17 protein-coding genes are annotated in these 14331 nt (G+C 72.2%); 11 read left to right on the top strand and 6 right to left on the bottom strand.

Going from position 1 to position 14331, the window contains the following annotated elements:
* Positions 1–141: 141 nt before the first annotated feature.
* Positions 142–924, top strand: a complete 783-nt coding sequence (locus ACWEJ6_RS17630) for a DeoR/GlpR family DNA-binding transcription regulator (RefSeq protein ID WP_452424664.1) — start codon at positions 142–144, stop codon at positions 922–924.
* Between the two features lie 104 nt (positions 925–1028).
* On the opposite strand, the gene ACWEJ6_RS17625 is transcribed toward ACWEJ6_RS17630, so the two are convergent.
* Positions 1029–1922, bottom strand: coding sequence for an aldo/keto reductase (locus ACWEJ6_RS17625; protein ID WP_452424662.1), 894 nt, complete (start codon positions 1920–1922; stop codon positions 1029–1031).
* 59 nt (positions 1923–1981) lie between these two features.
* On the opposite strand from ACWEJ6_RS17625, the gene ACWEJ6_RS17620 reads away from it, so the two are divergent.
* Positions 1982–2374 carry a MerR family transcriptional regulator gene (locus ACWEJ6_RS17620; protein ID WP_452424660.1) on the top strand — a complete coding sequence of 131 codons (393 nt, stop codon included), beginning with the start codon at positions 1982–1984 and terminating at the stop codon, positions 2372–2374.
* Between the two features lie 3 nt (positions 2375–2377).
* On the opposite strand, the gene ACWEJ6_RS17615 is transcribed toward ACWEJ6_RS17620, so the two are convergent.
* Positions 2378–4123, bottom strand: a complete 1746-nt coding sequence (locus ACWEJ6_RS17615) for an AMP-dependent synthetase/ligase (protein ID WP_452424658.1) — start codon at positions 4121–4123, stop codon at positions 2378–2380.
* Positions 4124–4251: 128 nt separating this feature from the next.
* Between ACWEJ6_RS17615 and ACWEJ6_RS17610 the strand changes: the two genes are divergently transcribed.
* From ACWEJ6_RS17610 to ACWEJ6_RS17580, 7 genes are all read left to right on the top strand, one after another.
* Positions 4252–5019, top strand: coding sequence for a metallophosphoesterase family protein (locus ACWEJ6_RS17610; RefSeq protein ID WP_387666192.1), 768 nt, complete (start codon positions 4252–4254; stop codon positions 5017–5019).
* An 83-nt stretch (positions 5020–5102) separates the two neighbouring features.
* On the top strand, positions 5103–5546 hold the full coding sequence (locus ACWEJ6_RS17605; protein ID WP_352353271.1) for an SRPBCC family protein: 444 nt from the start codon (positions 5103–5105) through the stop codon (positions 5544–5546).
* Positions 5543–6706, top strand: a complete 1164-nt coding sequence (locus tag ACWEJ6_RS17600; RefSeq protein WP_452424655.1) for an ArsA family ATPase — start codon at positions 5543–5545, stop codon at positions 6704–6706. Before ACWEJ6_RS17605 ends, ACWEJ6_RS17600 begins: the two co-directional genes overlap by 4 nt.
* 39 nt (positions 6707–6745) lie before the next feature.
* Positions 6746–7141 carry a DUF5304 family protein gene (locus ACWEJ6_RS17595; RefSeq protein ID WP_357967786.1) on the top strand — a complete coding sequence of 132 codons (396 nt, stop codon included), beginning with the start codon at positions 6746–6748 and terminating at the stop codon, positions 7139–7141.
* A 13-nt stretch (positions 7142–7154) separates the two neighbouring features.
* A complete protein-coding gene (locus ACWEJ6_RS17590) occupies positions 7155–8087 on the top strand; it encodes an ROK family glucokinase (RefSeq protein WP_387666196.1) in 933 nt (310 codons plus the stop codon).
* 12 nt (positions 8088–8099) lie between these two features.
* Positions 8100–8834 (top strand): endonuclease/exonuclease/phosphatase family protein, encoded by a 735-nt coding sequence (locus ACWEJ6_RS17585; RefSeq protein WP_452424652.1) that lies wholly within the window; start codon positions 8100–8102, stop codon positions 8832–8834.
* A gap of 37 nt (positions 8835–8871) precedes the next feature.
* The gene (locus ACWEJ6_RS17580; RefSeq protein WP_387666201.1) at positions 8872–9978 is read left to right on the top strand and encodes a hypothetical protein; all 1107 of its coding nucleotides are present in this window, start codon (positions 8872–8874) and stop codon (positions 9976–9978) included.
* A gap of 9 nt (positions 9979–9987) precedes the next feature.
* Here the strand turns inward: ACWEJ6_RS17580 and ACWEJ6_RS17575 are convergent, their stop codons facing one another.
* On the bottom strand, positions 9988–10449 hold the full coding sequence (locus tag ACWEJ6_RS17575; RefSeq protein WP_452424650.1) for a hypothetical protein: 462 nt from the start codon (positions 10447–10449) through the stop codon (positions 9988–9990).
* Positions 10450–10495: 46 nt separating this feature from the next.
* Positions 10496–11254, bottom strand: a complete 759-nt coding sequence (locus ACWEJ6_RS17570; protein WP_357967798.1) for an alpha/beta hydrolase — start codon at positions 11252–11254, stop codon at positions 10496–10498.
* Between the two features lie 147 nt (positions 11255–11401).
* Between ACWEJ6_RS17570 and ACWEJ6_RS17565 the strand changes: the two genes are divergently transcribed.
* Positions 11402–12109, top strand: coding sequence for a lysophospholipid acyltransferase family protein (locus tag ACWEJ6_RS17565; protein WP_387666209.1), 708 nt, complete (start codon positions 11402–11404; stop codon positions 12107–12109).
* Between the two features lie 41 nt (positions 12110–12150).
* On the opposite strand, the gene ACWEJ6_RS17560 is transcribed toward ACWEJ6_RS17565, so the two are convergent.
* On the bottom strand, positions 12151–12606 hold the full coding sequence (locus tag ACWEJ6_RS17560) for a MarR family winged helix-turn-helix transcriptional regulator (RefSeq protein WP_352353253.1): 456 nt from the start codon (positions 12604–12606) through the stop codon (positions 12151–12153).
* Between the two features lie 81 nt (positions 12607–12687).
* On the opposite strand from ACWEJ6_RS17560, the gene ACWEJ6_RS17555 reads away from it, so the two are divergent.
* On the top strand, positions 12688–13116 hold the full coding sequence (locus tag ACWEJ6_RS17555) for a DoxX family protein (RefSeq protein ID WP_452424647.1): 429 nt from the start codon (positions 12688–12690) through the stop codon (positions 13114–13116).
* A gap of 172 nt (positions 13117–13288) precedes the next feature.
* Here the strand turns inward: ACWEJ6_RS17555 and mmuM are convergent, their stop codons facing one another.
* Positions 13289–14155 (bottom strand): homocysteine S-methyltransferase, encoded by an 867-nt coding sequence (gene mmuM / locus ACWEJ6_RS17550; RefSeq protein ID WP_352353249.1) that lies wholly within the window; start codon positions 14153–14155, stop codon positions 13289–13291.
* Positions 14156–14331: the final 176 nt, after the last annotated feature.

Genomic DNA, 14331 nt, shown 5'->3' with positions numbered 1-14331 from the left:
CGCTCACACCCATTCATCGAAAGACGAAGCCCTACCGCTGTCAACGCACTGTTTCATGACGTTTTCGACGCATTCACCAGGTCGGTGTCATGTCATGATGCGGACGGGATGTGTCGGAACCTGTTTGGATCTGGTGATGCGATGCTCGCCCCGCAGCGTCAGCAGGCGATCCTGGACCTCGTCCGGCAGAACGGCGGCGTCAGGGTCGTGGACCTGGTGCGCACGTTCGGCGTCTCCGACATCACGATCCGGCGCGACCTGGAGCTGCTGGCCGAGCGCGGCCTGCTGGCCAAGGTGCACGGCGGCGCGACCACCATCGGCGCCACGAACGAGCCCGGCTTCGCCGCCAAGTCCGTGCAGCAGGAGGCGGAGAAGCAGGCCATCGCCGGGCACGCCGCCGCGCTCGTGCGCCCCGGCACGGCCGTGGCCCTGTCGGCCGGCACCACGACCTGGACGCTCGCCCACCACCTGGGCCAGGTCCCCGGCCTGACCGTCGTGACGAACTCCGTCCGCGTCGCCGACGTCTTCCAGCACGCCGGCCGTCCCGACCAGACGGTCGTGCTCACCGGCGGCGTGCGCACCCCGTCCGACGCCCTGGTCGGCCCGGTCGCGGTCGCCGCGATCCGCCGGCTCAACGTGGACCTGCTCTTCCTGGGCGTGCACGGCATGACCGCGAGGACGGGCTTCACCACCCCGAACATGATGGAGGCCGAGACCGACCGCGCGCTGGTCGAGGCGGCCTCCCGGCTCGTCGTGCTGGCCGACCACACCAAGTGGGGGACCGTCGGCATCAGCACGATCGCCGAGCTCGGCGAGGCCGACGTGGTCGTCTCCGACACCGGCCTGCCGGGGCCGGCCAGGCAGGCGCTGTCGGAGCGGGCGGGCCGGCTCGTCCTGGCCGAGGCACGGCCCGTCCCGAGATGAGGCCCGTCGCGAGATGGGGCCTGTCCCGAGATGAGGCCCGTCGCGAGACGGGGCCCGTCGCCGGCTGCGGGGCCGCGCCGCGCCCCCGCTGCCGGACGGCGGCCTCAAGCGGCCGCCGCCGACAGCCGGTCGTACTGCTCGTCGGTGAGCTCGACCGACAGCGCCGCCACGTTCTCCTCCAGGTGCCCGATCGAGGAGGTGCCCGGGATCGGGATCACCGTGGGGGAGCGACGCAGCAGCCAGGCCAGCGACGCCTGGGCCGGGGTGACGCCGATCTCGGCCGCCGCCGCCGCCAGCGGCGTGCCGGGCCCGGCGTGGGAGCCCGCCGCGATCGGGAAGAACGGCAGGAACGCGATGCCGTGCGCGGCGGCGTGATCCACGACGTCCTCGTGCTGCCGGGTGGCCAGGTTGTACATGTTCTGCACGGCCGCGATCGGCGTGATCTCCGCCGCCTGGCGCAGCTCCTCGGCGCTCACCTCCGACAGGCCGATGTGCCGGACCTTGCCCTCGTCCCTGAGCTGCTTGAGCGCGCCGATCTGGTCGGCGAGCGGGTAGGCCGGGTCCAGGCGGTGCAGCTGGAGCAGGTCGATGCGCTCCACCCGCAGCCGGCGCAGGCTCAGCTCGGCCTGCTGGCGCAGATAGGCCGGATGGCCGAGCGGCACCCACTCGGCGGGCGAGGGCCGCAGCACGCCGATCTTGGTGGCCACCGCCACGCCGTCCCCGTACGGGTGCAGCGCCTCGGCGATCAGCTCCTCGTTGGCGCCGAGCGCGTAGGAGTCGGCGGTGTCGAAGAGGTTCACGCCCAGCTCGGCCGCCCGGCGCAACACGGCCACGGCGCCCGCCCGGTCCGCCGGCGCCTCCCAGATGGGCGCCTCCATCGCTGACCGCGCGGGGTCGGGGGCGTCGGCCAGCCGCATCGACCCGTAGCCGATCCGGCGCACCTCCAGGTCTCCGCCAATGGTGAACGTCTGTACAGTCTTGCGAGGAATTTCTCTCATGGGCGTCACGCTAGAAGCTCACATCGATGTGAGATGCAAGCGGGTGTGAGGAGCATCACGTGAAGATCGGCGCGCTCTCCGCGGAGACCGGGGTCAGCCCCCGGCTGCTGCGCTACTACGAGGAGCAGGGGCTGCTGACCTCGTACCGGGCCGACGGCGGTCACCGGCGCTACGGAGCGGACGCGCCCGTCGTGGTCCGGCGCATCCGCACGCTGCTCGCCGCGGGACTGCCGACCAAAGTGATCAGGGACGTGCTCCCGTGCGCCTCCGGCTCCGGCGAGGTGCTGGACGCGTGTACCCTCGATGCCCTCCGCGGCCGGCTCACCGGCCTGGACAAGCAGCTGGCCGAGCTCCAGGCCACCCGCCAGGCCCTGGCCGCGATCCTGACCGCGACCGAGCGGGCCGGCGACCCGGCCGATGAGCCGGCCGGTGAGCTGGTCGGGGCCGCCTGACGGCTAGTGGCCGTAGAGCTCGTCGATCTCCTTGGCGTAGTCGCGCATCACCAGGTTGCGCTTGACCTTCAGCGTGGGCGTCAGGTGGCCGCTCTCCTCGGTGAGGTCGGTGTCGAGGATCGTGAACTTCTTGATCTGCTCGGCCTTCGACACCGTGCCGTTGGCCCGGTCGACGGCCTCCTGCACCTGCGCCAGGATCGCCGGGTCGGTGCGCAGCTCGGCCGCGCTGCGGCCGGCGGGCGTCGCCTCGGGGTCGAGCGTGACCAGCGCGGCGACGAACGGACGGCCCTCGCCGACGATCATCGCCTGGGACACCAGCGGGTGGGCGCGCAGCGCGTCCTCCAGCGGGCCGGGGGCGACGTTCTTGCCCGCGGCCGTCACCAGGATCTCCTTCTTGCGGCCGGTGATGCGCAGGTAGCCGTCGGCGTCGATCTCGCCGACGTCGCCCGTGTGGTACCAGCCGTCGGCGTCGACCGCCTCGGCGGTGGCGGCGTCGTTCTTCCAGTAGCCGTGGAAGACGTTGCGGCCCTTGGCCAGGATCTCGCCGTCGTCGCCGATGCGGACCGAGACGCCGGGCAGCGGCTTGCCGACCGTGCCGATCTTGTTCCCGCCCGGCATGTTGACCGAGATGGGGGCGGAGGTCTCGGTCAGGCCGTAGCCCTCGAAGACCTCGATGCCGACGCCCCGGAAGAAGTGGCCGAGCCGGTCGCCGAGCGCCGAGCCGCCGGAGACGGCGGCCGACAGCCGGCCGCCGGTGGCCGCCCGCAGCTTGGCGTAGACCAGCCGGTCGAACAGCAGGTGACGCAGCCGCAGGCCGAGCGGCGCGCCGCCGGACGCCTCCGCCTTGCTCCAGGCCACCGCCACGTCGACGGCGCGGGCGAAGATCTTGCCCTTGCCGCCCGCGGCGGCCTTCTGCTCGGCGCCGTTGTAGACCTTCTCGAACACGCGCGGCACGCCCAGCAGGAACGTCGGCTTGAAGTCCTGGAGGTCGGGGGCGACGTTCTTCATGTTCGGGGTGTGCGCCATGATCGCGCCGGCCTCGACCAGCACCACCTGGATCATCCGCGCGAAGATGTGCGCGAGCGGCAGGAACAGCAGCGCCGCCGGGGCGTTCGAGCTGAACAGCCGGTCGAGCGGCCCGCGCAGCACGTTGAGCGCGGTGAACAGCAGGTTGTCGTGGGTGATCCGGCAGCCCTTGGGACGGCCGGTGGTGCCCGAGGTGTAGACGATCGTGGCCAGGTCGGCGGCGACGACCTTCTTCCTGCGCTCCTCCACGGCCGAGTCGGGCACGCCCTCCGCGTCGAGCCGCCCCTCGACCCGCCAGACGGCCTTCAGCTCGGGCGCGGCCTCGCGGACGGTCTCCTCGTGCGCGTCGAGCTCGACGAAGGCCGCCTTGGCCTCGCTGTCGGCCAGGATCCACCGGACCTGCTCCACCGACGAGGTCTCGTAGATGGGGACGGTGACCGCGCCGACGGACCAGAGGGCGTAGTCGACCAGCGTCCACTCGTAACGCGTGCGCGACATCAGCGCGACCCGGTCGCCGTGCTCGATCCCGGCCGCGATGAGCCCCCTGGCCACCTCGACCACCTGGTCGCGGAACTCGCCCGCGGTCACGACGGGCCAGCCGTCGTCGGTCTTGCGGCGCATGATCACGGTGCCGGGCTCCCGCTCGGCCCGGTCGAAGACCGTGTCCGGCAGGCTTGCTGAGGCAGGCACATCGACCAGGACGGGGACGCTGTACTCGCGCACGAACTTTCAACTCCTCTACGGGGACCGCCTGGACGTTACCGCCTTAAGTTACGCGCCGGTAGCATCGTCATGGGAGCGTTATGAAGGGCGTTCATCACGCTAGCAGCCGTCCCACCTAGGATTTCCCCATGAGGGTCCACGTGGTGAGTGACGTGCACGGCAGGGCCGACGCGCTGGCCCGCGCGGGCGAGGGCGCCGACGCGCTGGTGTGCCTGGGCGACCTGATCCTCTTCATCGACTACGACGACCACGCCAACGGCATCTTCGCCGACCTGTTCGGCGCGGAGCGGGCCGCCGAGTTCATCGCCCTGCGCACGGCCAAGCGCTTCGAGGAGGCCAGGGCCATGTCGGCGCGGCTGTGGGCCACCCTCGACGGCGACCCGCGCGAGCACATCGAGCGCAACGTGCGCGCCCAGTACGCCACCCTCTTCGCCGCCATGCCCACCCCCGCCTACCTCACCTACGGCAACGTGGACATTCCCCGCCTGTGGCCCGACTACCTCAAACCGGGCCATCAGGTGCTCGACGGCGAGGTGGTGGAGATCGGCGGCCTGCGCTTCGGCTTCGTCGGCGGCGGTCTCAAGACCCCCTACCGCACCCCGTACGAGATCGGCGACGAGGAGTACGCCGCCAAGGTCGAGGCGATCGGCGAGGTCGACGTGCTGTGCTGCCACATCCCGCCCGCCCTGCCCGAGCTGCTCTACGACGTCGTGGCCAGGCGCTTCGAGCGCGGCAGCGAGGCCACGCTGGCGGCCATCCGGCGCACCCAGCCGCGTTACGCCCTGTTCGGCCACGTCCACCAGCCCCTGCACCGCCGCGCCCGCGTCGGCCGCACCGAGTGCGTGAACGTCGGCCACTTCCGCGGGAAAGGAGAGCCGTTCGTCCTGGAATGGTGAGCCGTTCGTCCTGGAATGGTGAGCTGGGCGGCCCGTGACCGGCGCTCCGCCGCAACGGGCGGATTCTGCATTACGGTGGTCGCATGGCTGATCGCACCACTTCGAGCACCACCATCGGCGCCGGCCGCGCAGAGGTCATGGCGGTCATCGCCGACTTTCCCGCCTATCCCGAATGGGCCGGATCGATCAAGCGCGCCGAGGTCGTCAGTACGGGCGCCGACGGGCGGCCCGAGCAGGTGCGGTTCGTCCTCGACGCGGGCGTGATCAACGACACCTACACCCTGGCCTACACTTGGGACGGCGACGACAACGTGCGCTGGCAGGTGGTCGAGCCGGGCAAGATGGTCGGCGACCTGCGCGGAAGTTACCAGCTCGCCGAGACGGGCAGTGGCACCGACGTGACGTACGAGCTCACCGTCGACCTCACGGTGCCCATGATCGGGATGATCAAGCGCAAGGCCGAGAAGGTGATCGTGGACACCGCGCTCAAGGGGCTGAAGAAGCGCGTCGAGGGCCGTACCCGGTGAGCCCCCGGGTCCTGCTCTTCACCGGCAAGGGCGGCGTGGGCAAGACCACCGCCGCCGCCGCGACCGCCACGCTGGCCGCCGAACGCGGGCTCAAGACGCTGATCGTCTCCACCGACACCGCCCACTCGCTGGCCGACGCGCTCGCCGTCGAGCCCGGCGAGATCGCGCCGGGCCTCCACCTGCACCAGGTCGACACGCAGAAGACCCTGGAGCGCCACTGGGGCGACCTGCAGCACTACGCCAGGGGCGTGCTCACCGAGCTCGGCCTCGACGACATCACCTCCGAGGAGATCACCGTGCTGCCCGGCGCCGAGGAGGTCATCGCCCTGCTCGAACTGCGCGAGCACGCCCGCCACGGCGCCTGGGACGTCATCGTCATCGACTGCGCCCCCACCGCCGAGACGCTGCGGCTGCTGGCCCTGCCCGAGGCGCTCGACTGGCACGTCACCAGGCTCATGCCGGTCGGCCGCAAGCTGGTCAAGGTCGTCTCGCCGTTCATGCGCAGCGTGGCCCGGGTCAGCGCGCCGGGCGACGACGTCATGAACGCCGCCGAGCGGTTCCACCGCGGGCTGATGGAGGTGCGCGAGCTGCTCACCGGCGACAGCGCGTCCGTGCGGCTCGTGCTCACCCCCGAGGCCGTGGTGCTCGCCGAGGCCAGGCGCACCCTCACCTCGCTCAACCTGTACGGCTACCGCGTCGACGCCGTCATCGCCAACCGCGTCTTCCCGGCCGGCGGCGCCGACGAGTGGCGGGCCAACTGGGTGAGCGCCCAGGCCAGGCTGCTGGCCGAGGCCGAGGAGTCGTTCGCGCCGCTGCCCGTCCACACCGTTCCGTACCTGCCCGCCGAGCCGGTCGGCCGGCGCGCGCTGGCCGAGGTGGGCGCCTCCGTCTACGGGGACACCGACCCGTTCGCGGCGCCCGCCGTCGAGCCGCCGCTGCGGCTGAGCGCCGACGAGCTGACGCTCGCCCTGCCCGGCGCCGACCACGACGACGTCGACCTGGCCCGCAAGGGCGACGAGCTCATCATCACCGCCGGCCCGTACCGCAGGATCCTGGCGCTGCCCGCGGCGCTGGCCCGCAGGAAGATCGGCTCCGCCGTGCTCCGCGACGGCGCGCTGAGAATACGGTTCAGTGTGGGGAGCGAATCCGGCTCCGAATGAGTTGAGCAGGATGAGCGAACCATACGCAGGGAGGGCCAGATGACCGAGAACAACGACAGGGACCCCATCGGCACCGTGGCCGACGAGGCGCGCAAGCTGTTCGAGACGATTCAGGGGCGCGCCACGCGCCAGGTCGGCAAGACCGTCTACAACTCCTTCACGGGCGGCGGCGCCCGCAAGGAGCGGGACGTGTGGAGCGAGGCGGTGTCCGAGCCCCACGACGAGTACATCTGCCGCGCCTGCCCGGTGTGCCGGGCGATCGCGGCGCAGCGGGAGTCGGGCTCCGACGTGACCGGCCACCTGGTGGCCGCGGGCGGCGAGCTGTTCGCCGCGGTGCGCGGGGCGTTCGACGCGCTGAGCAGGCCCGCCCCCCGCGGGCCGCGCGACACCCGTGACCGCGATCGCGGCGACGTGGAACACATAGATCTGGGATAGGGAGACACGCGGCATGCTCACGATCGGTGTCGACATCGGCGGTACCAAGGTCGCCGCGGGCGTGGTCGACGACAACGGCGAGATCGTCGAACACACGCTCAGGCCGACCGCGGCCGACCGGCCCGACGTGGTCGCCGACACGGTCGCGGACGTCGTCCGCGAGCTGTCGCAGGGCAGGGACGTCGAGGCGGTCGGCGTCGGCGCGGCCGGGTTCGTCGACGAGACCCGCTCGATCGTGCGCTTCGCCCCCAACCTCGCCTGGCGCGAGGAGCCGCTGCAGAAGAAGATCAGCGACCTGGTCGGCCTGCCCGTCGTGATCGAGAACGACGCCAACGCCATGGCCTGGGGAGAGACCAGGTTCGGCGCCGGGCGCGGCCAGTCCCACGTGGTCTGCCTGACGCTCGGCACCGGCATCGGCGGCGGCATCGTCATCGACGGCGCCCTCTACCGCGGCCGCTGGGGCATGGGCGCCGAGCTCGGCCACATGCAGGTCGTGCCCGACGGACGGGTGTGCGGCTGCGGCAACATCGGCTGCTGGGAGCAGTACGCCAGCGGCCAGGCCCTGGTCAAGGAGGCCAGGGAGATCGCCGCCCGGCAGCCCGACCGCGCCGAGATCCTGCTCGGCCTGGCCGGCGGCCGGATCGAGGGCGAAGAGGTGACCGAGGCCGCCCGGCTGGGCGACAAGGCCTCGCTGGCCGCCTTCCGCAGCCTGGCCGACTGGCTCGGGCAGGGCATGGCCGACCTGGCCGCCGTGCTCGACCCCGGCTGCTTCATCGTCGGCGGCGGCGTCTCTCGGGCCGCCGACCTGTTCCTCGACGAGGCCCGCGAGGTGTTCGCCAGGCAGCTCACCGGCCACGGCCACCGGCCGCTCGCCGACATCCGGCTGGCCGAGCTGGGCGCGTCCGCGGGGGTGGTCGGGGCCGCCGATCTGGCCAGGCGGCGCTAGCGCGTGCCGGCCGTGGTTCCCCCGTCCGGCGCGCGGGGCATGCGCGACGGCGTGCTGGTCAGGGTCGCCTCGTACAACGTGCGCAGCATGCGCGACGACGTGCCCGCGCTGCGCCGGGTGCTCGCCGCCATGCGGGCCGACCTGGTGTGCGTCCAGGAGGCGCCGAGGTTCGCCCGGTGGCGGGCCAGGCGCCGGGCCCTGGCCGAGGCCGGCGGCCTGCGCGTGGCCACGCCGGGACGCGCCGGCGGCGTGTGCGTGCTGGCCGGGCCGCGGGCCCGGGTGCTGGAGGCGCGGCTGCACCGGCTCAAGGCGTTCCCCGGCCTGGAACGCCGGGTGCTGGCCGTCGCCGTCGTCGAGATCGGCGGCGCGCGGCTGGCCGTCGGCTCGCTCCACCTCGACCTGCACCGCGCCGCCCGGCTGCGGCACGCGGGCGAGGCCATGTCCCTCATGGAACGGGCGGCCGCCGCGCACGACGCCGCCGTCGTCGTCGGCGCCGACGTCAACGAGCGGGGGCACCAGCCGGCCTGGCGTCTCCTGGCCGCCCGGCTGTCCGACTGCCACGCCGTCGCGCCCGCGGGCGACGGGCTGACCTTCCCCGCCGCGCGGCCCGCCGAGCGCATCGACGCGGTGTTCGCCGCGCGCGAGGCACGCGTCCTGTCCTGCGGGGGAGTGGCGGCCGGGAACGCCGATCTGGCCGGGGCCAGCGACCATCTGCCGGTGCTCGCCGAGTTGCAGGTTGGACTCTGACGGGCGAGCCGCCCGGGCCAGCCCGTAGCATTTGTTCATGACCCGTCGCTCTCAGCGGCGTGCGCTCTCCGTCCTTCTGGCGACGTCCGTGGCCTTGCCGCAGGTCACGCCCGCCGCGCATGCCGAGCCCCGCCCCGCCGCCGAGGCGTGGCAGAAGTCGACGAGCGCGCGCCTCGACGCGGACGGCTCGCTCTCCGACGTGCTCGCCGTCTCGCCGGGCGACGTGTGGGCGGTCGGCCAGCAGGAGATCTGGGACGTCTGGAAGAACCGCGGCACGATCCGCCACTGGAACGGCACCTCCTGGAACGAGGTGGCCGTGCGCGACGCCACCGCCGCGGGCAACCTGCGCGGCCTGGCCGCCGCCGGGGCCTCCGACGTGTGGGCGGTCGGCGACGGCCACGACGGCCTGCCCTACCTGGCCCACGGCGACGTCACCGGCTTCGACCGGGTCCGGCCGCAGGGGCTGCACGCCGGCGACTGGCTGGGCGGCATCGACGCCAAGTCCGGCCGGGTGGTCGCGGTCGGCAGCCGGGAGAAGTCCGGGCTCATCCTCACCGGCCAGGGCAACACCTGGACCGTCCAGCAGACCAAGGAGAAGGGCGCGCTCTACGCGGTCGCCTCGGGCTTCGCCGTCGGCGACACCGGCGGCGCGCCGCTGATCATGCACTACACGTCGGGGGCCTGGAAGTCGATGTCCGTGCCCGCCGTCCCCGGCGGCTACCTGCGGGACATCCAGGTCGACAGCTCCAAGCGGGCGGTGGCCGTCGGCGGGGTCTACCACGGCCCCGGCGAGATCTCGCCGCTCGTGCTCACCTGGAACGGCAAGCGGTGGCAGCGCCTGGCGATCCCGGCCACCGGCGCCCGCCTCTACGGCGTCACCGGCGACGGCAAGGGCCGCTACTGGATGACCGGCTACGACCCGGAGCAGGCGGCCCAGCCGTTCGTGATGCGCTGCGAGAAGGACGCCTGCCAGATCATCCGCGGCGCCGCGGAGAAGGGCCGCAGCAGCGTACGCCTCCAGGCGGTGGCCTACCTGGCCGGCAAGGGGGCGCTGTGGGCGGTCGGCCACGCCGTCGACGCGGCCGACCGCTACACCGACGTCGTGGAGTCCTTCGCCCCCCGCACCACCACGGCCAAGTCGTGACGGGCCGGCCTACAGGACGGCGCCGTCGTCCCAGCCGGAGTCGTTGGGCGGGCCGTCGCCCATGCGCACGACCAGCGCCACGAACCCGCCGATGAACGCCGCCACCGCGGTGAACAGCGCCCACCCCTCCATCTGCCAGCTGGCCATCGCCGCCACCAGCAGGTAGGCGGGCCCGCCGAACAGCGCCACCCAGGCGAGCTTGGTGGGCAGGTCGAGCTTGGGCAGCGGCGGCGGGGGAGGCGGCTCGAAGTGCCCCTCGTCCTCGTCGTCGTCGCGGGCGGGTTCGTCGTGGTCGGGCGCGTCCTGGTCGAGTTCGGGCTCCTCGGACGGTTTGACCACCCTGCGGGTGGGCTCGGCGGGCACGTTCTCGCTGTCCGGCCATGGCTGGTCGGCCGAGTCGCGCTCGGCTGTGTCGTTGAAGGACGCGACGATCTGCCGCCAGACCTCGTCCTCGTCACTCTGGGGCGTCACCTAGATGGGCCTCTCCGCAGCGATCGCGACTTCCCCCTGGGTGCGATCAGTCCCTCTGCAAGGGTACCGAGGCATGTGTCCGGATGAAGTCGAGGCTACCGGCAAAGATCCTGTCGGCATCGTTGTCAAGCGTCGCAACATGGTAGCTGTCCGTGAGCTCCTCGATCGTGGCCTGCGGGACCTTCTGGCGAATGATCGCCACACTCGTCGGTTTCACCACGTGGTCGTCGCGGCTGTGGAAGACCAGCAGCGGCTGGGTGACCTTCGCCAGGTCGGCCTGCACCAGCGACCACAGCCCCGGCAGCGACGCGGCCGCCTTGACGGGCGTGCGGGCGTAGGCCAGCTCGGTCACGCCGGGCTTCTTGACGTCGTTGGCGACGCCGGGCACCGACGGCAGGAACCACTTCAGCAGCGGCGCCAGCCTCAGCAGCGGCACGTCACTGGCGATGGACGGGTTGACCACCACCACGCCCCTGACCGCGTCACCGTGCACCTCGGCCAGCCGCAGCGCCAGGCAGCCGCCCAGCGACAGGCCCGCCACGAACAGCTCCGAGCAGCGCCCCTGGAGGTCGGCGAAGGCCTTCTCCACCTCGGCGTACCAGTCTTCCCAGCGGGTGCGGTTCATCTCCTGCCACGTGGTGCCGTGCCCCGGCTGGCGGGGCAGCGAGACGCTGACCCCATGGCCCGCCAGGTACTCGGCCCAGGGCCGCAGCGACTGCGGCGTGCCGGTGAACCCATGGCACAGCAGCACACCGACCTGACCCGCTCGGTGGTGGTAGGGCTCCGCGCCTGGCATGAGCGGCATAACAGCTCCTTGACGCAATTTCATCCCGGAACTGCCCGATCGTCGCACGTTCAGGGGTGATTGTGCGAGAGCTGGTGTAGTTGCATCTCGCCAGGGATGGGAAGATGACTCTGCTCAATCACGATGTCCTGGGGAAGAGGTGGCCGGGTGTTCTACTGGGTGGTCAAGGCCATCTTGAAGCCGATCCTCATGCTCTTCCGCCCGTGGACGGAGGGCGGGGACAACGTACCCAAGCAGGGTCCCGCGATCCTGGCCGGAAACCACCTCTCCTTCGCCGACCACTTCTTCGGCCCGCTGCAGATCCGCCGCAAGGTGATCTCGCTCGGCAAGGCCGACTACTTCACCGGCACCGGCATCAAGGGCTTCTTCACCCGGCTGTTCTTCAGCGGCGTCGGCACCGTGCCGATCGACCGCTCCGGCGGCAAGGCCAGCGAGGCCGCGCTCCGCACCGGCCTGCGCATCCTGCGCGAGGGCAACGTCCTCGGCATCTACCCCGAGGGCACCCGCTCGCCCGACGGCCGCCTCTACAAGGGCAAGACCGGCGTGGCCCGGCTGGCGCTGGAGTCGCGGGTGCCGGTCATCCCGTGGGCGATGGTCAACACGTACGAGATGATGCCGCCCGGGCGGCTGTTCCCCAAGCTCGGCATCCGGCCGGGCGTCCGGTTCGGCAAGCCGCTCGACTTCTCCCGCTACTACGGCATGGAGGACGACCGCCTGGTCCTGCGCGCGGTCACCGACGAGATCATGTACGCGCTGATGGAGCTGTCCGGCCAGGAGTACGTCGACAAGTACGCGGCCAGCGCCCGGGTCGAGATGGAACGCGCCCGCCGCGCCGCCGCCAAGACCGGCTCCTGAGGGCCTGTCCGTTCTCCGGCCGGTTCCCGGCGGCTTCGCGGTCAGCTTCTGAGAGCCTGTTCGCTCTTCGTCATCGCGCTGGTCAGTGAGGTCAGCTCCGCGCGGGTGAGCCGGTCGATCAGGTAGTCCCGCACGACCTCCACGTGCCCGGGAGCGACGCGTTCCAGGCAGCGCTCGCCCGCCTCCGTGAGCACCGCCAGCACCCCGCGGTCGTCGGACGGGCACGTGGCGCGCTCCACCAGCCCGGCCTTCTCCAGCTGCGTGATCTGGTACGTCAGCGCGCTCTTCGACACCACCACGCCCCGGGCCAGCTCGGTCATGCGCATCCGGCGCTCGGGGGCGGCCGACAACCGCACCAGGATCTCGTACTGCGGGTGCGTCAGCCCGGCCGCGGCCTTGAGCTGCTCCTCGATGCGCCGTTCGAGCAGGTGGGAGGCCGACAGGAAGGCGCGCCAGGCGGCCATCTCCGTCTCGTCGAGCCAGCGGGTGTCCGTCACGTCCCAAGTGTACTTGTTGTTCAGATTTGAACTACCGGTAGAGTGGTTGTTCAAATCTGAACGACTCCCTTTGGAGGGTCCATGATCGACCAGGCGCGTCCCATCGCCCTGCTGCTGGCCAGGATCGCCGTCGGCGTGATCTTCCTGGTGCACGGCTACCAGAAGTTCGCCGACATGGGCATCGCGGGCACCACGAAGTTCTTCGAGTCCGCGGGCATCCCCCTGGCCGGGGTGGCCGCGCCGGCCGTGGCGGTGCTGGAGGTGCTCGGCGGCATCGCGCTGATCCTCGGCGCCGCGCTGCCGATCGCGGGCACGCTGCTGGCCCTCGACATGATCGGGGCGATCGTGTTCGTCCACGGCTCCAGCGGCTTCGGGGCCGGTGAAGGGGGCTACGAGTTCGTCCTCGCGCTGGCGGCGGCGAGCCTGGCGGTGGGATTCACCGGCGGCGGCGCGCTGGCGCTCGACGCCCTCCTCGGCCGTCGCCGCACCACGGCTCCGGCCGCCGCCTAGCGACCGCCCGTTCCGGCCGCTCAGGACCCCCGCGCGCCCACGCGTGGGGGTCTGCGGCCTTGCTGTCGTCCGTACGGCGTGCGCGGGGTCCTGCGGTCGGGGCATCGTCCGTACGGCGGCCGGGGGCGTCGGGTGTGCCGGTGACGTCTTGCTGGGGCCTGGGCCGGGGGCGTCAGGTCAGGTGGGCGCGGATCTGCCTGATGTGCTCGGGGGTCGTGCGGCAGCAGCCGCCGATCAGCGACGCCCCGGCGCGCTCCCACTCCTTGGCGGCCAGACCGTACTCCACCGGGTCGGACAGGCCCAGCCACCGGCGCTGCTCGGCGTCCCACGTCTCGCCCGAGTTCGGGTAGACCACGACGGGCAGTCCGCCGGACAGCCGGGCGACCAGCCCGGGGATGTGCCGCGGCGCCGTGCAGTTGACGCCGACCGCCACCACCTGCGGGTTTCCGGAGAACAGCGCGGCGGCCCGGTCGATCGGGGTGCCGTCGTTGATGCGCTCGGCGTCGCGGCAGGAGAAGCTCACCCACGCCTTGACCCCCGGCGTGGAGGCCAGCAGCCCGGCCAGCGCCCGCGCCTCGGCGTAGGACGGGATGGTCTCGCAGGCCAGCAGGTCGGCGCCGGCGGCGGCCAGGATCTCCCAGCGCGGACGGTGCCAGGCCAGCAGGCCGTCTTCGTCGAGGTCGTAGTCGCCGGTGTACTCGGCGCCGTTGGCCAGATAGGCGCCGTAGGGGCCGACCGAGGCCGCCACCAGGCCGCGACCGGCCTCGTCGCGGGCCTGCCCGGCCAGCTCGACCGACAACCTGATCAGCCGCTCGGCCTCGGACCGGTCGAGCCCGCGCCGCTGGAAGCCGGGGATGGTGGCCTGGTAGCTCGCCGTGGTCGCCACGTCGGCGCCCGCCGCGTAGTAGTCGGCGTGCACCCGCCTGATCAGCTCGGGCTGCTCCAGCAGCAGGCGCGCCGACCAGAGCTCGTCGCGCAGATCCGCGCCGAGCGACTCCAGATGCGTGGACAGGCCGCCGTCCAGGACGAGTGTGCTCACCCGTCCAGAATAGGAGGCCGCGGGGGATGGTGGCACATGGGAATGGCACGCCTTTTCCCGGGGACGCCTGAATATCGCGGCGGAGATATCGCCGGGCGTGGAATTCATAATGGGTCGTGGGGGAATTTGTGCGCCGGTACGCGGGTGTGCCGGGTCGTTCGCGACAGCGGGACCCG

This window comes from Nonomuraea sp. NPDC004702, from assembly GCF_053601695.1.
The sequence above is the reverse complement of the archived record's forward strand: the minus strand, read 5'-3'. Positions and strand labels throughout refer to the sequence as shown.